The organism is Cryomorphaceae bacterium 1068, assembly GCA_027214385.1.
Classification (GTDB): Bacteria; Bacteroidota; Bacteroidia; order Flavobacteriales_D; family Cryomorphaceae; genus JAKVAV01.
In genome coordinates this window covers 39,189-63,497 of sequence record JAPVXR010000019.1, presented here as the reverse complement: position 1 = coordinate 63,497, position 24,309 = coordinate 39,189, and the positions used below count along the sequence as shown (strand labels likewise).

The 24,309-nt window shown below is 43.9% G+C and carries 21 protein-coding genes; 7 read left to right on the top strand and 14 right to left on the bottom strand.

Annotated elements, in window-relative coordinates:
* Positions 1-21: 21 nt before the first annotated feature.
* From O3Q51_17275 to O3Q51_17260, 4 genes are all read right to left on the bottom strand, one after another.
* Positions 22-1,011: a hypothetical protein gene (locus O3Q51_17275; GenBank protein ID MCZ4410571.1), complete on the bottom strand. Its 990-nt coding sequence runs from the start codon at positions 1,009-1,011 to the stop codon at positions 22-24.
* 70 nt (positions 1,012-1,081) lie between these two features.
* On the bottom strand, positions 1,082-2,677 hold the full coding sequence (locus tag O3Q51_17270; protein ID MCZ4410570.1) for an aldehyde dehydrogenase family protein: 1,596 nt from the start codon (positions 2,675-2,677) through the stop codon (positions 1,082-1,084).
* Positions 2,678-2,950: 273 nt separating this feature from the next.
* On the bottom strand, positions 2,951-3,271 hold the full coding sequence (locus tag O3Q51_17265; protein ID MCZ4410569.1) for a hypothetical protein: 321 nt from the start codon (positions 3,269-3,271) through the stop codon (positions 2,951-2,953).
* 6 nt (positions 3,272-3,277) lie between these two features.
* On the bottom strand, positions 3,278-3,757 hold the full coding sequence (locus tag O3Q51_17260; GenBank protein MCZ4410568.1) for a hypothetical protein: 480 nt from the start codon (positions 3,755-3,757) through the stop codon (positions 3,278-3,280).
* Between the two features lie 172 nt (positions 3,758-3,929).
* Here O3Q51_17260 and O3Q51_17255 point away from each other — a divergent pair, with 172 nt between their 5' ends.
* Positions 3,930-5,201 (top strand): paraquat-inducible protein A, encoded by a 1,272-nt coding sequence (locus tag O3Q51_17255; protein MCZ4410567.1) that lies wholly within the window; start codon positions 3,930-3,932, stop codon positions 5,199-5,201.
* 239 nt (positions 5,202-5,440) lie between these two features.
* Here the strand turns inward: O3Q51_17255 and O3Q51_17250 are convergent, their stop codons facing one another.
* From O3Q51_17250 to O3Q51_17230, 5 genes are all read right to left on the bottom strand, one after another.
* A complete protein-coding gene (locus O3Q51_17250) occupies positions 5,441-6,034 on the bottom strand; it encodes a hypothetical protein (GenBank protein MCZ4410566.1) in 594 nt (197 codons plus the stop codon).
* A gap of 69 nt (positions 6,035-6,103) precedes the next feature.
* Positions 6,104-8,179, bottom strand: coding sequence for a T9SS type A sorting domain-containing protein (locus tag O3Q51_17245; GenBank protein ID MCZ4410565.1), 2,076 nt, complete (start codon positions 8,177-8,179; stop codon positions 6,104-6,106).
* Between the two features lie 204 nt (positions 8,180-8,383).
* The gene (locus tag O3Q51_17240) at positions 8,384-8,626 is read right to left on the bottom strand and encodes a hypothetical protein (protein MCZ4410564.1); all 243 of its coding nucleotides are present in this window, start codon (positions 8,624-8,626) and stop codon (positions 8,384-8,386) included.
* Positions 8,623-9,087: a hypothetical protein gene (locus tag O3Q51_17235; protein MCZ4410563.1), complete on the bottom strand. Its 465-nt coding sequence runs from the start codon at positions 9,085-9,087 to the stop codon at positions 8,623-8,625. The genes O3Q51_17240 and O3Q51_17235 overlap by 4 nt, the downstream gene beginning before the upstream one ends.
* A gap of 39 nt (positions 9,088-9,126) precedes the next feature.
* Positions 9,127-10,233, bottom strand: a complete 1,107-nt coding sequence (locus O3Q51_17230; GenBank protein ID MCZ4410562.1) for a hypothetical protein — start codon at positions 10,231-10,233, stop codon at positions 9,127-9,129.
* Positions 10,234-10,443: 210 nt separating this feature from the next.
* On the opposite strand from O3Q51_17230, the gene O3Q51_17225 reads away from it, so the two are divergent.
* From O3Q51_17225 to O3Q51_17210, 4 genes are read left to right on the top strand one after another with little or no spacing between them, the layout of a single operon-like run.
* Positions 10,444-11,193, top strand: a complete 750-nt coding sequence (locus tag O3Q51_17225) for a hypothetical protein (protein MCZ4410561.1) — start codon at positions 10,444-10,446, stop codon at positions 11,191-11,193.
* Positions 11,194-11,204: 11 nt separating this feature from the next.
* Entirely contained in the window at positions 11,205-11,840 is a 636-nt protein-coding gene (locus O3Q51_17220; GenBank protein MCZ4410560.1) for a hypothetical protein, read from the top strand.
* The gene (locus O3Q51_17215) at positions 11,822-12,628 is read left to right on the top strand and encodes a histidine kinase (GenBank protein MCZ4410559.1); all 807 of its coding nucleotides are present in this window, start codon (positions 11,822-11,824) and stop codon (positions 12,626-12,628) included. The genes O3Q51_17220 and O3Q51_17215 overlap by 19 nt, the downstream gene beginning before the upstream one ends.
* Positions 12,625-13,266 carry a response regulator transcription factor gene (locus tag O3Q51_17210; GenBank protein MCZ4410558.1) on the top strand — a complete coding sequence of 214 codons (642 nt, stop codon included), beginning with the start codon at positions 12,625-12,627 and terminating at the stop codon, positions 13,264-13,266. Before O3Q51_17215 ends, O3Q51_17210 begins: the two co-directional genes overlap by 4 nt.
* A 439-nt stretch (positions 13,267-13,705) precedes the next feature.
* Here O3Q51_17210 and O3Q51_17205 read toward each other — a convergent pair whose 3' ends face one another.
* Together O3Q51_17205 and O3Q51_17200 are read right to left on the bottom strand one after the other, a co-directional pair.
* Positions 13,706-14,173, bottom strand: a complete 468-nt coding sequence (locus O3Q51_17205; GenBank protein ID MCZ4410557.1) for an energy transducer TonB — start codon at positions 14,171-14,173, stop codon at positions 13,706-13,708.
* A gap of 192 nt (positions 14,174-14,365) precedes the next feature.
* Complete coding sequence (locus O3Q51_17200) at positions 14,366-15,379, bottom strand: hypothetical protein (protein ID MCZ4410556.1); 1,014 nt, start codon at positions 15,377-15,379, stop codon at positions 14,366-14,368.
* Between the two features lie 70 nt (positions 15,380-15,449).
* Between O3Q51_17200 and O3Q51_17195 the strand changes: the two genes are divergently transcribed.
* A complete protein-coding gene (locus O3Q51_17195) occupies positions 15,450-16,442 on the top strand; it encodes a T9SS type A sorting domain-containing protein (protein MCZ4410555.1) in 993 nt (330 codons plus the stop codon).
* Positions 16,443-16,470: 28 nt separating this feature from the next.
* Here O3Q51_17195 and O3Q51_17190 read toward each other — a convergent pair whose 3' ends face one another.
* The 3 genes from O3Q51_17190 to O3Q51_17180 form a co-directional block, all read right to left on the bottom strand.
* Complete coding sequence (locus tag O3Q51_17190) at positions 16,471-17,268, bottom strand: hypothetical protein (protein MCZ4410554.1); 798 nt, start codon at positions 17,266-17,268, stop codon at positions 16,471-16,473.
* An 80-nt stretch (positions 17,269-17,348) separates the two neighbouring features.
* Positions 17,349-17,612: a T9SS type A sorting domain-containing protein gene (locus tag O3Q51_17185; protein ID MCZ4410553.1), complete on the bottom strand. Its 264-nt coding sequence runs from the start codon at positions 17,610-17,612 to the stop codon at positions 17,349-17,351.
* A 603-nt stretch (positions 17,613-18,215) separates the two neighbouring features.
* Positions 18,216-19,730, bottom strand: coding sequence for a carboxypeptidase (locus tag O3Q51_17180; protein ID MCZ4410552.1), 1,515 nt, complete (start codon positions 19,728-19,730; stop codon positions 18,216-18,218).
* 307 nt (positions 19,731-20,037) lie between these two features.
* Here O3Q51_17180 and O3Q51_17175 point away from each other — a divergent pair, with 307 nt between their 5' ends.
* On the top strand, positions 20,038-24,159 hold the full coding sequence (locus tag O3Q51_17175) for an ATP-binding protein (GenBank protein MCZ4410551.1): 4,122 nt from the start codon (positions 20,038-20,040) through the stop codon (positions 24,157-24,159).
* Positions 24,160-24,309 lie beyond the last annotated feature (150 nt).

The window sequence follows — 24,309 nt, the reverse complement described above, 5'->3', positions numbered from 1 at the left end:
TTAAGGTAGAGTGAGACTGGTCTATTTGGCATCAAACATTTCCTGTTTCTGTTTTATAAACACTTTCCGTATTTCCGGTAAGAGCGGTGCCATCACAAACAGAATCCAAATGAGGGAATAATAATGAATGAATGCAAAGTGATAATTGATATAGAAAAGCGCGAGTGAAAGGCTAATGATGAGAATGGCATCCAATCGATTGAGCTGAGAGCTGTCAAACCTCGCTATATGGAGTCCATTCATCTCCTTCATGGACTCCCGATGCAACCTGTCGTAAAATCTATTCTTTGCGGGAAAATAGACCTGAAGCATTAGAAAATTCTGAAAAATGTACATCAATGCAATGCCTAGTAAAAAATACTCCAGTGCTACCAAACCAAGGGAAATGGACACTTCATTTTCAGTAACATCACTCTGCAATACTTGAATAGAGTGGTCAACGGCAAAAGTTAACATTGCAATAGAACTAAAAATACTTAGAATCAGCCTGTTTAGCTCAGCAAGCTTCGTATAACTCAAAGAATGAAAAATAGAAAAGAGACAGAATAAACCGACAAGAATCAATAAAACAACTTGAAGAGCATTGGACGGTTCCATCCATCCTTTCTCGAATGCGAAATACACCAAACAAATGGATTGCAATAGGGTGATGCCTTCTCCTAGCCTGATCACCACCCTCTCGTCGTGGTATAGGGCTGATATGATGGTGAAAATGCCTATAAAACCGTAAGGCCAAATCTCAAGGTGTCTCTCAAAGTCATAATTCACTTCGCCTTTGAAATTGAGAAATGCCAAGAGACTAAACAGAAGCGCTCCCAAGATCTTGATTTGTAAATGATACCAATTTCTGGAAAGTCTCCAATTTTCCCACACCAAGCCCAACAAGAGTGGAAGAACCATGATCGAAATGACTCTCACATTCTCTTTGTAGGCGTATTGGAAGATGTACGCATATATGGCCAAACAAAACGCCCAACCAAAGAGGAGTAAGATGGATGCATTGGTGAGCATTCCACTATGCCGTTTGCTAGATTTAAACTTTCTTCGTCCCACAACAAGAAAAGCTAAAAATAAAAAACCCCTACAACAAATAATCCGTTGTCATGAAATTGCTATTTCCACCCGATACGACTTTTCCTACCAATTCACGCTGACCCGTATCAGTCGCCACGACGGTGCGAATGGAGAACGAACGGAGGGCATCGTTTACACTAAGTGTCCCCACGGCGCTGTCTTTCCTTCCTGTAAAAGGGAGGTAGTCAGGCCCGCGCTGACATGATGCGTTTATGTTCACACGGCATACTTGGTTTACCATATTGTCTACGGCTGAAGAAACGGTCTTTTCTCCTTCACTGAAAAGGCTGCACTGCTGACCGTAATCAGACTCGGCAATGCAATCCATCACTTCCTCCAGATCGTCGTATTCCACGACCGGAACGACGGGACCGAACTGTTCCTCGTGGTAAATTCGCATATCGTTTGAGACGGGGTATAGCACCGCAGGAAAGAAAGCAGTATCGTTTACACGACCCGCATATTGGTTCACCACCTTCGCTCCTTTGGCTACGGCATCATCTACATAGGCTTCCATGGCGATCACTTTGTCGCGCTCGGGCAGTGGTGTCAACTCACTATTGGTGGCAGGATGATCGAGTTTCAACTGATCTACCGCATCGCCTAACTTGTCGACGAATTGCTGCGCCACACTTTTGTGAACGAAGATAATTTTAATCGCAGTACAGCGCTGTCCGTTGTAGCTCAAACCGCCGTTCACGCATTGCTTTACGGACAAGTCAAGATCAGCATCGGGAAAGACAATAGCCGGATTCTTCGCTTCCAATCCCAGCACTTGACGAAGGCGATTTGGTTTGGGATGTTGAGAAACCAAGGCATTGGAACTGCTCGATCCGCCGATCAAAGCCAGCACATCCACATCTCCCGTTTGCATAATCGGCCCGGCCAGAGTGCGTCCACGACCGAAAACAATGTTTACCACTCCAGGTGGAAAAGCCTCTTTAAAAGCTTCTACCAATGGAGTGAGTAGGAGTACTCCATATTTGGCGGGTTTAAACACTACCGTATTTCCCATCATCAATGCGGGGATGAGGAGGCAGAAAGTTTCGTTGAGGGGATAGTTGTAAGGGCCCAAGCAAAGCACTACCCCCAATGGTCCACGGCGAATCTGCGAAACGATTCCGTCCTTGGAGGCGATGCGCGACCCGCGGCGCTGCAGCTCTTTAAATTCCTCAATGGTATCTCGTATGTAGTCCACCGTACGGTCAAACTCTTTGAAGGCTGCTGATTTATTCTTGGCAATCTCCCACATCAGCATCGTGCTGACCTCTTCCCTTTTGGCGACCATCAAGTCCAGAAAGTGCTCCATAGCCTCTACCCTTTCATTCGCTGCGGCGGTGGGCCAATGGCCGCGACCGTTGTTGTATGCTTTTTTGGCTGCAGCCAATGCTCTCAGTCCTACCTCAGCAGTCAATAAAGGTGACTCTCCCAAAGACGTCTTTGCTACACTGCCATCAGAATTGACATCACCCATCGGCGAGAAAACTTCTTCCATTTCTCCCGACCAGGTGTGAAGCTTTCCATCGATCAGGTATTGGTTCCAATGAATCTTTGTCGGAGCGTCGAATGTCTCAAAGTCGTGTGCTTTCTTACTAATTTCCATACGGGTGTTATAGATTGGATGAATTCCGAATATACCGGGAATCTTCGTTTCCTGATTCTAAGTTTACTCTATAAGCTAGAAAGAATTGTCAAATCGACAGTTTACCAAACGCGAGAGTGAAAATACACTGCAAGGATGAGGCAAACGTACTCGATCAGCAAGGCCAAACCTCTTCAGTTTTAGTGAATCGCAAGGAACAAGTGAGTAGTATAGAAAGCCACTCGAAGTGAGAAAAAACTGCAATAAAGGATTGGCGGATTGTCGTCTCCAAGTTCACAACGGAATAGCCACCTTGATAGCATCCATCAAGACCTTAATCGCTTTGGTTGCTGCGTTTTGGGCCACCGCTTTTGTAATAATCGAAATGCTCAAAATTTCCATCTCCAGTAGTTTCTTTTCAATGTCGAGGTAGGGCTTTGCTGAATCTACAGTCAAAACACCTTTTAAGATAAGCTCCGCGATCAACTTCATCCGCTCTTTGCGGCGGTCGAGAAATTGCTTTACCGTTTCTTTTGCATCGGGCCAGTCTTCCTTTACTGATCCTTTTATGGCTTGAGCCATATCTCCTATTACTTCGTCGATTTCAAATGCCATGGTCGTTTAGTTTGATTGTTTGGGTAGTCTTGATTCAGTAGCCCGAAGTATAAAGAGGGCATCCATCGTTTGAGACCGATGAAGCTGTATAAGACCGGACTCATCCAGTCGCTCCATGCTTTCATGAATGGATTTTTGCGACTCAATTATGTCGATAGCCAGATCGACTTGCTTGGTCGATGCTTCACTTTTCTTGCGGTACTCATTCATGCGGTTAACTTTTCGCAAATCGAGAATGAGGTCGTAGTAAAAAGGCTCTGCCATTTCGTATTTCCGCAGTGATTCTTCTGAAGTAGAATCGATGGCCATCAGGAGATAGAACCGATCGGCGGTAGCAGTGGTTTCTTCAATTTGTTCAATGACGCTCGCATCGTAATAAGGCACGAGAGAACAGCCGGCCATCACCACAACAAGTAGCGATGCGATCAAGGCAGTTCTAAGCGAAATGGACCTAAGAGTGGTGAAAGGTTGTTTAAAGGGTTTCATACGAGTAATTTTGGTTACTGAGCGCGCTAAGGCTCATACAAGTCTAACGAACTGATTCTAAACAACCAAGGAAAGCATGGATTCTTGTGATTAGAAACGTGAAGCAGACAGTTATGACTTATCTGAAAACCGAATATTACATTAGGTAATTTCAAGCGCTGAAAAAAAGCAGATGACCCGCCAATTCACTATTCGCATTTTCCTCATTGCAGCCATCCTGATTCAGAGCTATTCTGCTTTTGAAATCTTCCGCATCAATCGCTTGCAAAAGCAACACACCGAGGATCTGATCGAACTCTCCATGATCAAATACGGCATTTTCAATGTAGATGAATGGAAGGAGCAGGTTGCCACGATCGTGGCAAAGAAGATTGATGAGTTTCAGATCACCGATACCAACCGCGAGGAAATGCGGGTAAAAATTCAAGACTTCCTTTATGAGCAGATAAGGCGGTTTCGCAACGAATACCGAGACAGTAACAGTGGAAGCATAGGTGGCGTTTTCAGAAACATGGTAGCGAGCGTGACCAAAACCTTTGACGAGCTCGAAAAACAAATCCCCACGATCACGGAAGAGATCCTAAACTTTATGGAGGATCCCGAAAATCGTCGAGATTTGAAAAACTGGGTCCGTGGCAAACTGGATGAATATGCCGATAAGACCTTTGCCGAAATGGATTACACCCTGCACGACCACATTTTAGCCAAGCACAATAGCGAAACAAGAGTAGAAGCTACCCAAAAACTAAAGGCTGAAATTGGTACTCTGAACGACGGAAAGATCAAATACTTTGTCATCATCGGACTGCTATATACCCTGGTCTTAGTGAGTTTGTTTGCAGGTTCGGCTGATCAACCGTTTACCCTTCTGATGGTCGTCATCTTTTCCTCAATCCTTCTTTTTTTGGGTGTACTCCTGCCGATGATCGAAATCGACGCTCGGATCGATGAATTGTCCTTTACCCTTTTGGGAGAACCCGTCCTCTTTAGCGATCAAGTGCTGTATTTCAAAAGCAAAAGCATTGTGGAGGTGGTGGGGCTACTTATCGGACAAGGCAAGATTGATCTATTCCTTGTGGCTGTTTTGGTCTTTCTGTTTAGCGTAATCTTTCCCTTCAGCAAACTCTTAGCTACGGTGATTTATCTCTTCCGGAAGAGTGTTCGTTCCAATCGAGCGGTAGCTTTCATGGTTTTCAAAACGGGGAAATGGTCGATGGCCGACGTCATGGTAGTCGCGATTTTTATGGCTTACATTGGTTTCTCCGGGATCGTATCCGAGCAGCTCGGTCAATTGGAAAACATCTCCCATACCATCGATATTCTCACAACCAATCACTCCAAACTCAACGAAGGATTCTTTTTGTTTACCGGGTTCGTACTGTTGAGTCTCTTTATCTCGATGCGGGTGGAGAAGAGGCTGAAAAGAAAAAGTGAAACGGAATAGAGTAAAGCGTTTGTCGATTTAGGATGAGCATCACACGGAATAGATAGCTCCTACTCCTTATCCTTCTTCTTAGGCGACAACTTGTAAATCAAGTAACCAAAGCCTACGATGAAATGAAGTATGATGACTCCCAATAAGATTTGGACGGTAAGGCTCATAATAGACTCTTTTTCGTTACAAAGAGAGTCAAACCCACAGACAGTTTTAGTGATTTGGGTTACGCGTAATACAAAACCGACCTAATTGTAAATCTTGGTCTGATTGATCAAAAGCAGCGTATCGTTCGGACCCATTTGGTTGATCCCCATAAATTCTGAATTGCCAATAACACTTTCTACCGTCTCATGATCGGTAACATTAAATGACGAACCCTTGCGTGAGGTGCCATCGTCGCGATAAGTGCGGATGTAGGTGAGGCAATGCTTTGTCTTTAACTCATTTTTACTACCCGAAGCCAAATACCGAGGAAATGGGTCGCCTCCAATAAAGCTATCGTTGATCAGTCCAAACAATGAATCATTGCTGAAATAATAGCCATATCGATTAAAAGGTGGATTGTCAAAACGAATTTCCAGCGTATCATCATCAAAGAAATAGTGATCTCCTACGTAACGTGAAGTAGAAATCCACGAACGACGGGTTTCATTGAAGAGCGTTGACAAATCCAGACTTGAAGCATCGCGTTGTTCGCCGCCGACATAAAAAAGCTTTTCTGATTGTGAGTAACCCCTAAACCAAAGCTTTCCATCAGCTTGGTCATCGGGATCATCCTCTTTCGAACAGGAGATAATTAGACTCGCCAATAGTGGAACCAAGAAGTATTTCAATTTCATGGATCTAAAATAGAAAGAAAATACATTTCGATTTATCCCAAAAGAACTCAGAAGTGACTTGAACGATCTCTACTTCTTGATCATTTTGGCCTGTACGGATGCTTCATCTCCTATGATGCGAATGATATAAATACCTGAAGAGAAATCTCGAAGGTCTACGCGCAAAATGCCTTGGTTCTGAACCTTCTTGCTCAAAAGCACTTTTCCAGTGATATCGACCACTTCGTATTGAGACCATTGCCCATCGGGAAACACTACGGTAAGATCGTCGGAGGCAGGGTTTGGGTAAATCAGTAAAGGCTGACTTGAACCGGCTATTTCTTCAGTAGAAAGCGTATTAATCGGAGCAGTATGAATGGCATGCAATCGATTCAAAGCGACAATGCGATCACCTGCGATGGAATAATCAGCAACAAATCCACTGTTTGGTCCCGTAGGGCTCCAAGTCATGCCTCCATCATTTGTGAAATACACCTCTTGAGATTGCAGACCAATGCCAATTTCATCATTCACAAATTGAAAATGGCTAACGCCTGAATTGTCGAGCTCCCAAGTTTCGCCTGCATCATCTGTTCGACTGGTACCGAAATTCGAGCTCACGAAACCGGTGGACTCATTCAGGAAGTGCAATTCAAAATAGAAGAAAGCAAAAAAGTCAGCTAATTCCGTCCAGTTCTCTCCCCCGTCTGTGCTTCTCAATAAACTCATCTGACCATCCTCATCTCGATTGATCAAAAAGAATAAAGTTTCCGAGACGGCATCGAACACTTGTACATCTCCTTCGAATATCTCTTCCCAATTCGAGCCACTATTGTTCGTCTTCCAAAGGGTTGTCGTTCCTTCAAGAAGGATTCCGTTATTTTCATCTACAAATTCAAAATCGGTAAACTGACCGGAGGGTGATTGGACTAAGTCAATTTCCGACCAAGTCATAGCCCCGTCGGTGGTTTTTCTCAACTGTCCTTCCTGATCGAGACCAAAACCCGTTTCATCATCAAAAAAGACGAAAGCGTTTTTGGTATCCGACTCATCCCAATAAGGTTGAACTTCCAAGTATTCTCCTGTTTCTAAGTCAAGGCGGTAAAACATTTCACTCCCTTTGACAAAGGCAATATTCTCATCTGCCAGATCAATTGCTCTAGCGTCATCCAAGGGCACGGCATTGGCGTTTACAGACTCCAACCCATCGGTAGTCGTAAAGATCACGCCACCTTCTCCTCCGCAATAAAGTGTCTCCTGAGATAAGCTGTAGATTGAGAAAATGTAGGGAAAATTAAAAAAATCAAAATCGGAAAGCTCCGTCCATGTTTCGCCTCCATCACCGGTGCGGTAAATCAAATGATTATACGATGTTGTATATCCATTCATGGAATCCGAAAAATGCATATCGTTGAAATTCGCCGGCATCCAAGATTCAACTATGTCTACCGTTTCCCACGTTTCGCCGCTATCCCCGGTTTTGAAAAAACTCCCTGCGTCATCGATCCCATAAAGGGTCGAATCGTTAAGAATCTGGAGCTCGGTGATATCCGCATTTGAATTCGGACTCTCATAAGACAAGTTGAGGGTATTCCCTCCGTTCTCCGTTTTATAAACTGCGCCTCCCCAGACAAAGAAGAAGGTGTCGCCGCTTATAACATTTAAGAAGCGTGCATTAGAAGGCATGGCAACATTTAAAGTATCCCAGGTCTGACCTGAATCATTTGATCTGTAAAGTCTTTTGATCGAATTGCTATCACGCCCCAATAAGGTAATTTCAGAGCTTGATGAAAAAGAAACATCGTTCAAAGCAACACCATTCGGTACACCGTCAAATTTCAATTCCCAATCGATGCCTCCGTCATAAGACATAAACAATCGACCACCTCCCAAAGCTGCGATGGTTTGCTCGTGCACCTCTAAAACGGATGAACCGCCTAACTCGACGCCTTCCCAAGTTTCGCCTCCATTTGAGGTGGAGAACGTTTGATAAAACGTACACATCACCCCTTGAGAAGGGTTGATAAATACGATATCTTGAATCCAATTCTCCGTGGGTTGTGGCATTAGTCTATCCCATTCCAGTTGAGCTGAAGCGGAGAAAGTAAGGGTGATCAATAGCACCAATAAATAAATCTTTGTGTGATAGTTTGATTTAGAATTCATAGCAATCGGTAGATTAGTTAAAACTGTTTCAGGCTTTACATCAGCAAGATTGACAATAAAAAGCAGACACAGAAAAATACGCTGTGAACGTTTTGTTAAAGTTTCTATATGCCTATAAGAATTTGATCTCATCATATTGGGCAGGACCTGACCTTATGTTAGGATGCCGGAACGGAAAGATGAAAGCTTCAATAATTGCTCAAATCACTCCTCTTCCTTCTTTCGCTTAAAGGTGAAATAAAACAAGACGAAAAAAAACGCAGCGTATAAAAAAGCAGTCCACGGTGTTGAAGCTACCGGCTGCTTGTACTTCCAGTGCTCTCCGACAAAAACGAGGTGATGCTTTAGCATGTAACCGCCTCTAATGGCAAAGGCAACGGCCACCGCTAGAAAAATGTAGGCTAAACCACCGCGTTTGGACTTTATCTTATTTCGATGCTTGCTCATCTCCACTCCCTTTCCTTTTCATTGGTAAGCGGATGATCAAACCATCTGGATCCTGAAGAAGTGTAGTAATGATTCCATGTATTGTCCTTGAAATAATACAGACCATACGAAATCCAAATCCACGATTTGCGTTGGATGATCTTTGTAGGATGCGCCGTTAAAAGCGCTATACCCGATTCCAAAAAGCACTTGCTGTCCTCCCATTCTTCCTCACGTTTTTTGGCATTGTAGGAGTCAAATGGCTCATACCAAAAATACTTATTCTCTTCATCGATCAAAGAAGCGCCGATAGAGGTGTGAAGCTTTTCACGGTGTACGCTTATCCATGCTGAATAACCGTATTCCTTCTGCCATTCGGTAGAAAATCTGAAACGCACAGAATTCTCTTCCTTCCTGATATCAAAAGATACATCGGGGAACCGTGCGGTAATTCGATCTATGATTTCCTCAGCTCTGAGCATCGCTGCAAGAATAGTAGGTTATGATTTCTTGAACAAGGGTCAGTCTGTGTATTTGAAATTCACCTCCAAAAGATCATGAGGTGAGTCTGACAACCTGATTTCGATCCGTATCAATCTATTCTCGGAGTTGTAGCTGTACGTATGGGTGCGTTCATACGATTCATTGCCGACTTGAATGGTTCGAATCTTGGACGCTATTTTCCCATTGTCGCCGTAAAAGTACTTTTCGGTAATGGGCAGCCCGGTATAATTTGATGACACCTTCTGTACCAAGAGACCATCGCGATCATACATGTATTGATCTTGGGTAATGGTACGTCCCGCCTGAGTTTTGACAGCGTAAGAGGCAATTTTGTCGTCATCCGTATACGCATAAGATGTGATGGGCACCGGACGGTAATACATGGATGCGATGGTCTTCGGTTCCATTTGTATGATTGAGTCGCGATCCAGACTCAAGCCGATTTCCAGGGACTGCAATGCCTTTTTGTTAAAGTAGTAGACCTTGTGCTTGTTTGATTCCTCTTCGTATTGATGGGATAGAAATTGGGTCACTTTTTTACCATTTACTCGATACGACCGTTCAACCCTTCCTTGATCATCAGATTCGATATACCATGTATAAACGGGCTTTTCATTCTTCTTCAGTTTTGTAATGGTCGTTTCTTGAGGAGAGGATCTATCGTAAGTCCATCGGTAGTTCAACTCGTTGTTCACATAACTCACTTCTTCGTATACCTCATTGTACCTCAACTTCCATTCGTAATACGTAAATGGTTCGCGTTTCTTAACAATACGAACTTCCTCTCCGGGGGAATACGTGTAGATATAATCGGCTACGTGGTTCCCGACATCCTCATTATAGACCCTGAAAAGCAATGGCTCCATATTTTCATTGACTTCGTATCGGTATAGCCAGCGCGTTTTAGTGACGCTGTTTACCGTCTCTTTGATACTCACATCCACTTTACTGAACTCTCCCTCGATTTCGTAAGGGAAGGACACCATATCCTCCCAGTCGTCATCTTGAAGATCTCGTCTGTTTTGTGCGGTAAGCATCAAGCCTGAAAAAAGAAATACTAAAATGATCAATCGGTACATCATCTCTCTGTGAAGGGTTAATCCGGTTCGAAAATACAGTTTCAAAACGGATCGCTAAAAAGAGCGTGAACAATCCTGAAAATACCGAAGGCATCAATTGGAAGAATCGGTCTCCTTACAACTTCAACTGATCTGTATTTCGGTTGGCACAGAGCACACCTCCCTAAAATTGGGGAGCTCAATTGGCCTGAACCGGTTAGGAAAATTGTTTTCTTTAGGGGGAGATTTACACCAAAACATATTAAATCAATTACTATGAATGGACATAAGTTAAGATTACCCCTCAAAAAGTGGGATAAGGCGATATCAGATTTTAATTCCCTATACGATACTGCAGGAGGGTTGGATAAATCTCAGATAAAAATTGAATACACTGACGAACTGAGAAGACTTCTTACTCTGATCGATTTAGACGATGAATACGATGGACTGGTATTTCATTATGGGTTCGATCCCACAACGAAACAATTATCATATTTCATCGGCCTAGGTAAGATCGATTCTAACAGAAAATTTTCAGCTTATCCTCTTCCGAAGGCAGGGGGTGGGTTTGAATACATTGAAGTTTCTAACGCTTCAACGAGTATTCAAAGAAAAGACATCGCATTTTTTGATAAGAAACGAAAAGACTACTACTGTCAAGTAACCAAAGATGGAGTAGCTCTAAATTTGATACCTTCTCCTTATCACGCCCGTATGGTATTTCATAAAACGCAAGAACTTCGAGCTTTTGACGCTGAATATGCTTCGAGTATAGATCCATATCTATACATCGATCATGGTGCAAGAAAAGATAAGATAGACACCCCAACAATAGATGAAAGCAGAGACCATACACCTTTACTAAGATTTGGAAATCAAGGAAAGATGTTTGAAATCGATGATGTACCGTACGAAAACTACTTCGGCTATTCAGCACGTTATAGAAACAAGGCTTTCAATATTGGTCAGCTTTGTCCACCGGACTGCGGCACAGTGTCAGTTCCCGCGCCCACATGCCCTTAAGTCTTTAGTGATTGGATTTCACTTTAAACTTCACCGATGCCGGAACACCATTCTGCCTGATTGCCGCGCTGCTCTTCGCAAAGAATTACGAGCAGCTCAGCAAGGTAGAAAAGCCGATTGCCATCGTGATATGGCTCAATTTGATTTGCGACATTGTCTGCTTCTTTCTGAGTGAATATGAAGTGGAAACTGGACTTGCGTACAATTTCCTGCTACCGATAGAGAGAGTCATCAGCCTGTTTGTGTACTTCACAGCTGTGAGCCAAAAGTCGAGAATAAGATGGTTATTTCTATTCGGGATGGTGTCTGTCGTTCTTATTCGGATTGGCTCAACGATTCTGGAAAATCCTCCTACTGAGTTGCAATATGCAGCCAATACACTTGAAGGTTTAATGACAGCTATCTTGAGTTATGTCTTTATTCGAACCATCATTGCCGAAAAGGCTCGTGTCAGCCTCATTCTTTTGGCCTTCGGATTAGCTAACTTTTTCTACCTCACCCTTATGGCTACGGCAATGAGCGCTTTGCCTTTAGCTGGTTCAATAGACAAAGCTTATGCAAATGCGCTTTACAGTATCAATACGGTAGCCTATATTTTTTGGTCCATTATCCTTATTACCGCCATCCTATGGAAGAAACGAATTTGATCAACTACATCGTCATTACTGCTTCTGCCGTGGTATTCCTCGTTGCCGTGGTATTGTTGGACGTCATCCTCCTGATGCGCAAGCGTAAGCTCATTGCCCAACAAGAAATCGAACTCCGAGAAAAACAGATCGATGAACTCATCATGAAAAAAGAAGTGGAAAACGTAAACGCCCTGCTGAAAGGTCAGAACTCCGAGCGAAGACGCATATCTCAAGAGCTACACGACCGACTCGGCGGAATACTCTTTACTGCCAAACTCTACAACAGCAATATGGAGAAGAAAATTTCAGCGCTCAAGACAGAGCAGGAGGAGGGGTTTGGCAAGCTAAAACGACTATTAGATCAGGCGGTAAAAGAAGTACGCCGCATCTCGCACGACCTCTATGAGGGTTCAGTAGCTACCTTTGGTTATGCAGTAGCTGCTCACCAGCTTATTGCCGCCATAGAAGAGGCCAATGGCATTAAAATAACTCTGGCAGTTTCAAGAGAAATGGACGAACAAAGCGAGGACATCCAACAAGAACTGTATGCCCTCACCCAAGAAATGCTAAGCAACACGCTGAAGCACGCCAAGGCGACCAAGGTGAAAATTGAAATAGACATCAATGCCGAAATCATCTTCCGCTACAGCGATAACGGGATTGGCTTCGACCCAAAAGCAGCATATGAAGGCATCGGCCTCAAGAACCTTCGAAACAGAGTAGAAAAATTGAACGGAACAATTCGCTTGGAAAGTGATGGGAAAACAGGAACTTCTTATCTTGTAGCCCTACCCCTAGCCAAATGAACATAACCGTTAACCTCGTAGACGACCACAAAGTAGTAACCGAAGGCCTTTCATTTATCCTCAGCGGAGAAGAAGACATCGAAGTGATGGACATCGCCCGATCAGGTGCTTCTGCCCTATCGCAATTGACCCTTAGGCAACCCGATGTAGTGATCATGGACTATAGCCTGGACGGCGATAATGAAGTAAACGGACTGAATGTAGCCCGAAAAATCTTGGACGATTACCCTTCTATAAAAGTCATGATGCTCACCATGCACAATAAGCCAGAGGTGATTGTCTCGTGCATCTCTGACGGGGTGCACGGTTATATGCTCAAGAGTGAAGAAGATTCTGACTTTGCATCAGCCATTCGTCAGCTCCACCTCCAAGGACATTACTTCAGCCCATCGGTGGCCAAGTACCTTGCGCTCAATCTCAGGAAGCACGATGAAGAGAGCATCAGCTTGACCGAGCGCGAACAGGAAGTGCTCGAGTGCCTTTACAAAGGCGCAAGCACCAAAGAGATCGCTGAAGCACTCTTTATCTCTCACCATACCGTAGACAGTCACCGCAAAAACCTCATCCAAAAGTTCGAAGCCAAAAACAGCCTGCACTTGATCTACTTAGCGCTACAGAAAGGGATTTTGAAAGTTTGAGCTGTCGCGAAGTTCAACCCCCTTCTTCCGCAACTCGATCCTCCTTAAGCGGACAAGTTCTGACAGCGCTCTTCATTCTAAATTTTTAATTGATCAACGCAATTATCACCTTTTAGTCGATGAGCTCGCTGCGCCCGGTTCAACATTGATCATTGCACATTCCTAATTGAACATTGATCACTGCCAACTGAAAACTGACATCTGACATCTGACATCTGAAAACTGACATCTATATCTCCCTCTCCCGTCTTTTCCTCATTGCAATCGTCAAAGCCACCCCCTCCGCCAGCGCACTAGCCCACAAACAAGGGGGACAGCATCTCGTCTTTATTAGAATCGATACTCCAAGAGGATCAGGTAAAAGCTAGCGGCTAGAAGCCAAAACACTTTTCACTCTTCACTGATCACTGAAAACTGACCTCTGACCTCTGTCAACTACTTACGGCAATCTGAAATTGACGTGTATCTCCTGACGCGACTCAACGGGAAGACCATCGCGAAAGGCGGGGCTCCAATCGGGCATGGATTGCATAACCGAGATCAATTCTTCGCTGAAAAGATCGAGCGGAGACTCCAATACTTCCATATTGGCAATGGACCCATCGGGTAAAATGTCGAAAGCCAGTTTTACTTCTCCGCTTACGCCTAGAACGCGGGCTTCATCGGGAAATTGAAGGTGCTTGCTCAAGTAGCCTCCCACGTTGGTATAACCGGCATTGGCTCTGAAGCGGGCACTTTTGGTTGTTTTGTTTCTCTTAGCCATCGAGATCTCTTTCGACAAAATACTTTCGGCAGAAGTCTCTGTAAGCTCAAATTCTGTAATCATCGCCATCTCGGTATCCTGAGCAAAGATGGAAAGGCTGAAAGCGAAGGCAAATGAAGCGAGTACTAGTTTTAAGGTTCTCATGTCTTTATGGTTGTTGTTTCTATTGCCAAAGGTGATGATTACCCGATACGCGCTCTTCACCCAATTGGGTGATTTTGAGTAAACTTTACTACAAAGCTCTGGTATTTCCAACATGCCATCCCTTGCATACGGTTTTTTGCTTCTTATTGCAGACCACCTTGGGATGCGGCGACTTTAGCTAGATAAACTTTATTAATACTTCGCCACCCTGACCTTTCCACCCGTAATCATATCGCTATACTTCTCGTCCAACTCACGGTCCCAGCCCAAGAGGTATTCCGTTAAGGGACTAATACCTAGTGAATCCAATCCCCGATGTGGGAAGGCCATAATCTCATTGGGAAATTCGCGCATGGCAAAGGATTTGAACTTCCTTAGTTGCTTTGCTTTGTCAAAAGGAGACTTGTAGAGATCCAAAGCACCAAAGAGATGTAAAAACTCATGGGCGATGGTAGCAGGTTCCTTAAAGCTCACCACGGCATACTCGGGGTCATGGTCTTGGGCCGTATGTATCGCTACCGATACCTCATCGGTATAGTAGTTATTGATAAAGTAAATCAGCGCCACATTGTCGGTCTTGTGGACATCACGCACCCTTGCCAAAAGTCGCTCCCGATCTTTAGGGACAATCTTGGTACGCGTTACTTTAGAAGTATCTCGACCATAAATCACCAAGGCTGTCTTGGCTACCTTATCTGCCCAACGGTCTACATTCCGCACTCCATTGGAGTTGAACAAAGTCTTGGAAAGGGTTTGCCGCATCAAGTTGGCTTCGATGGGAATGATGTCTTTGGCGTCTTGGTGGAAGTCGAGCTCGATATCCAACGGCACTTGTCTATCCCGCGCTTGTTTTTCGATCCACTCAATAGCCAGTTTCATCGAATCAATAGACGAGTAGATATCGTGCTCGGTCCATGGGTTGGTGTACCTCGAATCCACAAAAATGGCGTAGAGAATGACTTTGTCTTTGAGGCGCTTGCACACATTGTTATTGACCGTGGCGATGTGCACTTCGTCTTCTAAGGGAGACTTCATTCCGCCGCGAAATGCGCAGGAAACCAAAACAACTGAAAGCACGAAAATGGAGACGACTTTATTCATGCATAAAAACAAAGCATATGGCATGCCGGAAATGTGAGGAATGAAACTGAGCTCATCCTTGGACGATATCCACACTTCACTCGAGCGAAAAATCAAGAATCTCATGTATCATTTTATTGGTTTGGCCGAAAAGAATAGCAAATTTTTTGGTACCTTTTAAGTCTAGATTCGTGTTATGAAACAGCATATTCTACTTTTTACAGCGATCATTTTAACGACTAGTCAATTGCTCGCACAGAATATCAATCTTGACTTAGACTTGGTGGGCCATTATACTTTTTCGAATAGTGGAGCTGATTCAAGCGGCAATAACAATTTAGCCTTTATAACCGGGTGTGAGTTCACAGAAGACCGATTAGGATCACCTCAGTCGGCTCTGCGTTTTTCAGGGCCCGGGGACTATGTGTTGTTTCCTGAAATGATTCAACTCTATAATCCGGAATGGTCCTACGCCCTTTGGTTCAAACCTGAAGAGCTGGCATCAGAAAAGTCAGACATGTTTCTGCTCTCGTATTTGAATATCAGTACGTTTGATGATGTTCATCTTTTTCTTGATGATCAAAATGATCAGTTCTCGACCTATATTGAAAGCGGAAGCGTAAAATACACCACGGGAGTTACGGCCGTCATTGATCAATGGTACCACCTCACCATTTCTTATGCCTCCGACGATTCGATTAAAATATATGTTGATGGAGAACTTCTGATTGCTCAGAGGGAAAACTTCTCCTCGCTGGGTGACGCATCCATCGTATTGGCGTCCATAATCAATAATTCAACTAGCCTCAAAGGAAGAATTTTTGGAGTGGTTGATGACGTGCGCTTCTACTCCAGAGAAATTACTCCAACGGAAGTAGAAGTATTGGCTGATTTTGATTCTGAAATTGAAGAGGAAGAGGAAGAGGAAATTGATGATATTACGGAAAGTGACTCCACTTTTTTCTCGATCAGTCCCACCTTTGCTTTGAATCAAGATATATTGATTCGTAGCAGCGAAACGATCACTGAATTGGAACTGTATGATGCATCGGGAAAACTCATCAGTCGATCCACGGAAGGTGGCACGACTCATCGAATAGGCACAAAACCGCTCAGCCAAGGTATGTATATCATTGTAGCACGAATGATGGGAAATATACGATCTGAAAAAGTGATGGTGGTGAAGTAATGAATGAGGTCAATATTTATGCTTATGGTTATGGCATATCCTCAGTTACGGAAAAACGATACTCGATCGGTTCTTCAACAAACCTCGAGCTACCAATGAGCATTTTAAGTATTCCTTCAACCTTGTAGTTACCCGGAGGAAGAGAATCAAAAGTAACCTCAGCAAAAGCAGCTGAGTTTTTTGACCTTATTTTTTTTTCAATAGGTATTCCATCTTTGGTAAATGAAGAGATCTCCAAGGCTCGGTTCTCGCACTGCTGATAGATTCTTTCGCTGAGTATTAGTCTGGTGCTATTCACGAGTTCATACTGTACATTCGGAAATCTCCAGCCACAACCACTCATGTCTTCCACCAAGTATTCGAGAATCTCATTGCAATACTGAGTTGAAGCTTGCCTTGCCAATAATAGAGTCAGATTATTCGCTTTCGGATGAAGCTCCCTAACTGATCTCGCATTAAACCATGTCAGGTCTCCACTCCTCTTCAAGCAATTGTTCAGACTGTCTATTGTCGCCACGAAGAGTTGGTAGAATTCTTCGTCGTCAACGGGTTCACTGCTATTTATCAGCATTGAATCCACTCTATCAACAAATGATTGGTTTATAGCTACTACCTGCTCGCCCACTCTGTAGGCCTCGCCGTATTTTTCTCTGTTCTCCTGATAGTAAGCATACAAACGCATCTTGCTCACTTTGGCCGAATTTTCGACCCCCTCAAAAACGAAGTACATCAAAGAAGCATTGTATTCGTCCACTTCAGATTGATGATTGCAACCCGTCCATGCAACACAAAGTACAGCTCCCAAAAAGAAAAATCTCAAATTCATTGTTTTCAGCTTTGTAGGAAAAACGATTGGATCGATCAGATAATTGCAGGAGAGTGCGGCGAAATCTCTTCTCGGATTGATCACGGGTCACTCAATTTGTGTCGGTCCGTGATCAGCACATTGGTAGAAGCAACTACCCGATTCTCCTGAATCAATCGCACGAAATACATCCCGCTCGGTGAGCCGTGACGATCGAAGGTGAGAGTGCTTGAATTTACTCTTGAAATATCTTTCACAATTTGGCCCGGTGAATTAGCTACAATTATTCGGGCATCTCTCAGCTCAGTCGTTGTTTCAATGGTAGTCCTGGTAGAGAGGGGATTTGGATAAACCTTCAAATCCATTTCGATCCTTCAGAGGCGGGCAAGTTCCCCGTTCTTCCTCCGTCAGAACTCGAATAGCTAACATCCGTGCGCAAACATTCCGTGCGGTGGCTCTTCGGAAAATAGTGCGATCCCGGAGTTTGTCGACCCGGGGGAAGGCCGTGCGGCAAAGACAAAGCTCAAGGATGGTATTTTCCGCGCCTTTTTTACTCCACTTTTTGGGCGAGCAAAAAGTGGAAACCGATACTAAGATAAACCCAAAGCCTCCCCGTCTTCACCTCACTGCGATCGTTAAATCCATCCGCCTGAGGCGGAGAACACGTGTAGGACTCTCTTTTATTTTAATTCTCTCACACCCATTTATGTCCATTAGTGGCCATTTGTGTACATCGACTCCGTCGAGCTTTGCTTCGTGGACAAAAAGTGAGCGTGGTCAGTGAGCGCAGCCGAACTGAAGCGAACATTCCTCCCCCGTCTTTTCCTCATTGCAATCGTCAAAGCCACCCCCTCCGCTAGCGCACCGCCTCTCACAAAAGGAGGACAGTATCTAATCTTTATTCGAATTGGCACTACTAGAGGATCAGCTAACAGCTAATGGCTAGCGGCTAAAGGCCAAAATCCAAATCACTTCGACGTCTGATCAATAAACGCATCCACATCCATCTTAAACTTCTCCATGGATGGTTTATGCGTGTACATCATATGACCGGCTTCGTAGTATTTCATGATGATGTTCTTCTTCAATTCGGCATCGAGGCCCATGTGATTGATGGAATACTCCACTCCGTAAAATACGGTCGCGAGATCGAAGTATCCGTTTAGGATGAGAATCTTCAAGTTCGGATTTTGCTTCATGGCCGAAGTCATATCGGGAAGCGTGCTTACGACTGCTTGCATGTTCCAAATCATATTCCCTTTGTGGTTCCAGTCCCATTTAAACCCCTCTCGCGATCCCGCACTAGTGGTATAGCTCAGGTCTTTTCTCACACCCAAGTCATTGTACAAATAGTCCTTAAAGGCCGAGATATAAGGAGGCGCAATGGCATCGCTCTGCGGATCGGTAAGCGCCGTTTGCGCCAATAGGTCTTCGTTGATACCGGTAAAACGGGAATCCAGTCTCCCAACCGTTCGTCCCTCCGTGCGCAGCAATTCCTGAAAGTACTCTCTATTCGTTACACGCAAATCGGCGTTCAGCCAATAGTCCGTGCTCAACCCCGAATAGTCAGCAAGTTTCTGCGCCATCTCCCCTTTCTCGACCTCGGTCAATTGATCTCCTTTGAGCAAGGCGGGTGCATACTCATCTTCTGTAAAGCTCCTCACCTCTTGGAGGAATGCTTCCAGATTCTCGCCCTTATCCTTCACCTTGTCGTGATACCAAGCGGTAGAAGCATAAGCGGGGAAGTGAACCAAGTAGGCCATATCATCACCGGGGCCAAAGAGCAAGTGATGCAACTCAAATACGGCAGAAACCATAATGACCCCGTTCATGGCGATGCCTTTGTCTTGTAGGTGCTTTACCAACCCCGCATTTCTGAAGGTGCCGTAGCTCTCACCGAGCAGATACTTGGGCGCATTGTATTTCTCCGCTCGAATGATAAACTGTTCGATAAAGAGGCCAATGCTTCTGATGTCCTGATCTACGCCCCAAAAGTCTTCCCATTTCGCTTCGCCGACGGGCTTGCTAAATCCAACACCTATGGGATCGATCATCACCAAGTCGGCCTTATCGAGAATGGAGTACTCATTGTTCACCGTTTTATACGGAGCGGGTTTGGTGTAATCGGGATCATTGATCTCGACGCGCTTTGGACCTAATACACCGAAGTGCAACCAGAAAGAAGCCGATAGCGGTCCGCCGTTGAATGCAAATACGATCGGCCTGTTTTCGCTTGAGTTGGCCTTCTTGTAATGGGTAAAACCAAACAAGGCGATGGGCACATCATTTTCATCGCGCAATTGCACCGTACCCGTTTCTGTAGACAGCGATATAGTCTTACCATCAATCGTAACCGACTGTGTGGACGTAAAAATCTCCCCATTAGGAATTTCCTTTTTTTCGGGTTTTTCTTCTTTTTTCTCTTGGGCAAAGGTGGCCACTGCAAAAAAGAGAAGCAGAGCGGTAAACAAAGATTTCTTCATGGTTTGCTGTTTGGGGTATCGTTTTGACGAAATAAATTCGGTTCCACAAGGTGTGAAATATATGGATAAATTCAGATGATAAGGGATTTGGACTCAAGGCAGCAATGTGTGCCATAACCAACAGATCTGATAGCTGCAAAAGATTGGACGGCATCTAGGATCTAGCGTACAATGTCGTTATCATGTACTACAAGATATCAACGCAATCATCTGGATTTCATCATGATTTCTCAGATCTGTACTCCCTAATCACGAGGCCCTCTCTTTACAGCTTGCCATTATTCGTGTGATTCTCTATTTTCAGCCGATGATTCAAATTTGCGTTCGCTTGTTTATGGTATTCTTGCTCTGCGGAATACTTAACCTAGGTAAGGCGCAGACGGAATTTTATGCGGACCGCGATCGAGACTATTTAAGCGAACTTTATACTCAGGAAACGGGATTACCCGTTTCGACAGTGAATCAGATTTTTCAATCTACGGATGGTCTGATTTGGATGGCTACTATGAAGGGCTTGGTCCGCTTTGACGGCAATAATTACACGCTTTTTGATGTTTCGAATACTCCCGGCATCGAGTCCAATAGAATGCTGACCATCCAAAAGGGCTTGGGAGACTCGTTTTGGATAACAACTGAACCCGGGTATTTAATTCATTACGAGAATCAAAAATTTAAATCATACGGATCGTTTTCTGAAGGCTACAGCAAGAGGATTCTCTTAGACGGGGATTCCCTTACTTGGATATTGGGTCTAGATGGTATTAGACTTAAAAGAAAGGATGGTTTATTAAATATCAAACCCAATGATATTGGTCCTAAAAATACATTGGTCTCAGCTGTAAGATTGGCAGATGGTAGCGTTCTTTTTTCCAGTGATGACGACAGGATTCTTAAATCGGAATATCCCTATGAGAACACTGAATTTTATTGTGAACTACCTTCAGGCTGCAATAGCGGATCATTTTGGACTCAAGATGATGGCTCAGTGTGGTGGTTTTATCAAACGATACTTAAGCTAAGTGCAGATAGTGTATTTGCCCCTCAAAATATAGCCGTACTTGAAGCTTCACGGACCAAGAAAGGAGAGCATGTTACACGAATGGACGAGACAGCGAAGGGAAGGATTTTTATACATGCTCAAACAGGTCTGTTCGAGCTTACGGACGATAGCATTTCAGTAGTATATCGCTCTGAAAGGGACGTAAGGACCGAGGCCAAGAAACAAGGCGGCGTGGCTTGTCTTTGCGAAAATGTTGATTATTGGACCTTCTCAACAGACAGTATATTTTTAAATGGAATTTTTCAGTTTACCGCTGCACAAAGGGTCACTTCAATATTCTGTGATAGGGAGAATTCTATATGGCTTACCTTATCAAATATGGGTGTTCAGCGATTTCAGAAAGCGCTTATTGAGGTTATAAAGTCGCCAATTGGCACTAATAATTTTTATGGAGTTTATGGCGATACTCACGGTGCAATTTGGTTTGGAGAATGGACAGTTTATCTGAATTATCTCAAAAATAATCAGCGGCGCTCGATGGGACCCAAATATGCATGGGGCGCTACTTCTAGTTTTTTGGAGACCACGGACAATAAGTTTTTCATCAACAATCAATACTGGCAGAAAGAAAGACCGTACGATAAACCCTTATTGGACAGTGGCGTCAGAATCAAAGAAATTGACGCTGAGGTTTACACCATCTTTGAAAGTAGTGACTCTACCATTTGGTTTGGCACTAGGGAAGGTATTTATACCTGGCGCAATAATAATGTAGACACGGTTCGCAGAACTTCAGAAATGGGCGAAGTCCATTATATGTTGGAAGATCATCGCGGAGATTTGTGGTTTGCTTCGAAAGGTGGAGGCCTGCATCGGTATATTCCCTCCGAAGATCAATGGATCGCATATACAGAAAAAGATGGTTTGCGAAGCAACAACCTCAGGGCGTTGTGGGAAGACGAAAAAGGTTTTATCTGGGTTTCCACTGAAGATAATGGTTTGAATCGCCTTGATCGAAACAGAAAAAAAAATCAGGGTATTTCCACCGATAAGGGCCTGTATACTGCAGGGATACACAGTTTTGAAATAGATGAATTCCAAAGGCTATGGATGAGTTCTGATCAAGGAATTTTTTACGTCCTGCTCGATCAACTGGAGTCTTTCTTTGACGGTGATCTCGACAGGGTGAGTTCGATAGCCTTCACAGAAAAAGATGGGATGCTCAATCGCGAAGCAAACGGTGGCTTTCAAAACTCGAGTTATCAAGATAATGATGGTACACTTTGGTATCCTACTCAAGATGGTATAGTAAAAATTGATCCGTCAACCATCAGCTTTGACTCATTCAACCAAAACACAACAATTTCGACTGTTTTTTCAGGCGACTCTTTATTGACTCTCGGAGATAATTCTTATTTCTTAGATCGTGACCAAACGGATTTGAAGATTCAATACATCAGTCCTAACTTTCGTGATCAACATAGATTCAAGTACCGTCATATACTGGAGGGTTTCGACGAAAAATGGCGTATTTCAGGTTCGGGAAACGAAGCGATTTATACCAACTTACCAGGTGGTACCTACACCTTTAGAGTTCAAACCTACGTCGATGATCAAGAAGCTCCGATTGCCGAGGCAACGGTTCAGATTGTAAAGACCCCAAAGATTATTGAAACCATCTGGTTCAAGCTCCTCATGGTGGTCATGGTGCTTGGATTTTTTCTCGCATTTTATTGGTTTCGGCTAAGGGCATTAAAAAAATCTCAACGAGAACTGGAGGCACAAGTAAAATCGCGCACAGCTAGCCTGAACCAACAAAAGAAAATCGTAGAACAGCAAAAGGATGAGCTGCTCATTCTCGATAAAGAAAAGAACATGTTTTTTGAGAATATTTCTCATGAATTCAGAACTCCTCTAACTCTGATATTGGGGCCGCTCGAGGAACTTCAGAAGAATCAGGACACCAACCAATCCGGTTTGGAAAACAATCACCTCAAGAGAATCATCCGAAATTCAAAGCGGCTTCAAAGTTTGGTGGAGCAATTACTCGACCTCACAAAACTGGAATCAGGAACTGCTCGACTAACTGCAAAGCCCGGAGTTCTTAACCAACTACTTCGGAACGTGGCCGCTGATTATCAATCCGTAGCACTGCAGAAAAATCTTTCATTTTCTGTCAAACTGGCTGAAAAAGATCTTGTGGTTGAGTTTGATCCCGATGAACTGGATAAGGTGTTTCACAATCTGCTGTCGAACGCTTTTAAGTTTACCCCACATGGAAAATCCATTGAACTAAAACTCACTGAAAATAATGCTCATGCGATTATTACGGTGACTGACACGGGGAAAGGAATTCCGGATGAACAACTCGACAGGCTTTTTGACAGGTTTTATCAAATTCAGAAATCCGAGTTTCAACCGGGTACCGGTATCGGACTTTCCATTGCCAAGGAAATTACGCGTTTGCACAAGGGTGAGATTAGGGTAGAAAGCAAAGAAGGTGTGGGAACCTGCTTCACCGTGACCTTGCCAATTGTTTCAGAGTCTGTTGCCGAGAGTGATCTTGTTTTTTCCAGAACGTCAAAGCAAACCATTGATAAAATCCTTCCGGATGAGTCAAGACAAAAAGTTCAGCGAAAGCATTTAAAGAAGGTGCTCATTGTAGAAGACAATCAGGAGATTCAAGCTTTCGTTCAGGATTCTCTGATGGATAGATTCAACATCATTCTTGCGTCTTCGGGAAATGAGGCCTGGGCCCTTCTTCAAAATGATACTCCCGATCTCATTGTTTCTGATATTATGATGGCCGATGGAGATGGCTTATCACTTCTTAAAAAGGTAAGAACTAGTGACGATTTGAATTTTCTACCTTTTATTTTGCTTACCTCAAAATCGGAAATTTCGGATAAACTAAGTGGTTTGGATTTTGGCGCTGATGATTACCTCACAAAGCCATTCAATATGGATGAGCTGAAGCTGAGAATCGACAACCTCATTCAGCAGCGCATGCGGTTGAGGACATTCTTTTCTGAACACCACGAAAGCCTTTCTAAAATCAGCCTTCAACCCTTGTCCATTCCTTCCCAAGATGAGGAATGGATCTCGAAACTCAATGCCTATCTCGAGACACATTTAGGTGAAGAAGACTTGACCGTAGAGGCACTTGCTGCGCACTTTGGAATGAGTCGTGCCAGTATGTTTCGTAAGACCAAGAGTCTGTTCCGTGAATCGCCGGCAGAAATAATAAAACGCTTAAGAATGGAAAGGGCCAAGTCCTGTTTGGAACAGAAAATGGGTAACATAAGTGAGATCGCTTACAGCTGCGGTTTTTCCAGCTTGGCCCACTTCTCAAAGTCGTTTAAGCAATACTATGGAAAGAGCCCCAGCCACTACACTGAAAAAGGCTCAGAGGAGGTGGCAAAATCCTGATTTTGCCGCTTGAAACAAAATGACAAATATTTGAGACATTCTCACAAAGCCTAGCCAGGCGGGGATTCTAGTTTTGGAGAAACTATAACGAAAATCTCCAATGAGAAAGATTTATTCCCTCATCGTTTGTTTCATTCGGACTACTTATTG

Excerpts from the sequence above, each read along its gene's own strand:
- O3Q51_17255 (MCZ4410567.1), top strand. The coding sequence starts at position 3,930 with ATGACCCGCCAATTCACTATTCGCATTTTCCTCATTGCAGCCATCCTG.
- O3Q51_17215 (MCZ4410559.1), top strand. The coding sequence starts at position 11,822 with ATGGAAGAAACGAATTTGATCAACTACATCGTCATTACTGCTTCTGCC.
- O3Q51_17205 (MCZ4410557.1), bottom strand. The coding sequence starts at position 14,173 with ATGAGAACCTTAAAACTAGTACTCGCTTCATTTGCCTTCGCTTTCAGC.
- O3Q51_17180 (MCZ4410552.1), bottom strand. The coding sequence starts at position 19,730 with ATGAAGAAATCTTTGTTTACCGCTCTGCTTCTCTTTTTTGCAGTGGCC.
- O3Q51_17195 (MCZ4410555.1), top strand. The coding sequence starts at position 15,450 with ATGAAACAGCATATTCTACTTTTTACAGCGATCATTTTAACGACTAGT.
- O3Q51_17275 (MCZ4410571.1), bottom strand. The coding sequence starts at position 1,011 with ATGCTCACCAATGCATCCATCTTACTCCTCTTTGGTTGGGCGTTTTGT.
- O3Q51_17200 (MCZ4410556.1), bottom strand. The coding sequence starts at position 15,379 with ATGAGATTCTTGATTTTTCGCTCGAGTGAAGTGTGGATATCGTCCAAG.
- O3Q51_17225 (MCZ4410561.1), top strand. The coding sequence starts at position 10,444 with ATGAATGGACATAAGTTAAGATTACCCCTCAAAAAGTGGGATAAGGCG.
- O3Q51_17210 (MCZ4410558.1), top strand. The coding sequence starts at position 12,625 with ATGAACATAACCGTTAACCTCGTAGACGACCACAAAGTAGTAACCGAA.
- O3Q51_17250 (MCZ4410566.1), bottom strand. The coding sequence starts at position 6,034 with ATGAAATTGAAATACTTCTTGGTTCCACTATTGGCGAGTCTAATTATC.
- O3Q51_17190 (MCZ4410554.1), bottom strand. The coding sequence starts at position 17,268 with ATGAATTTGAGATTTTTCTTTTTGGGAGCTGTACTTTGTGTTGCATGG.
- O3Q51_17185 (MCZ4410553.1), bottom strand. The coding sequence starts at position 17,612 with ATGGATTTGAAGGTTTATCCAAATCCCCTCTCTACCAGGACTACCATT.
- O3Q51_17265 (MCZ4410569.1), bottom strand. The coding sequence starts at position 3,271 with ATGGCATTTGAAATCGACGAAGTAATAGGAGATATGGCTCAAGCCATA.
- O3Q51_17235 (MCZ4410563.1), bottom strand. The coding sequence starts at position 9,087 with ATGCTCAGAGCTGAGGAAATCATAGATCGAATTACCGCACGGTTCCCC.
- O3Q51_17260 (MCZ4410568.1), bottom strand. The coding sequence starts at position 3,757 with ATGAAACCCTTTAAACAACCTTTCACCACTCTTAGGTCCATTTCGCTT.
- O3Q51_17245 (MCZ4410565.1), bottom strand. The coding sequence starts at position 8,179 with ATGAATTCTAAATCAAACTATCACACAAAGATTTATTTATTGGTGCTA.
- O3Q51_17240 (MCZ4410564.1), bottom strand. The coding sequence starts at position 8,626 with ATGAGCAAGCATCGAAATAAGATAAAGTCCAAACGCGGTGGTTTAGCC.
- O3Q51_17270 (MCZ4410570.1), bottom strand. The coding sequence starts at position 2,677 with ATGGAAATTAGTAAGAAAGCACACGACTTTGAGACATTCGACGCTCCG.
- O3Q51_17175 (MCZ4410551.1), top strand. The coding sequence starts at position 20,038 with ATGATTCAAATTTGCGTTCGCTTGTTTATGGTATTCTTGCTCTGCGGA.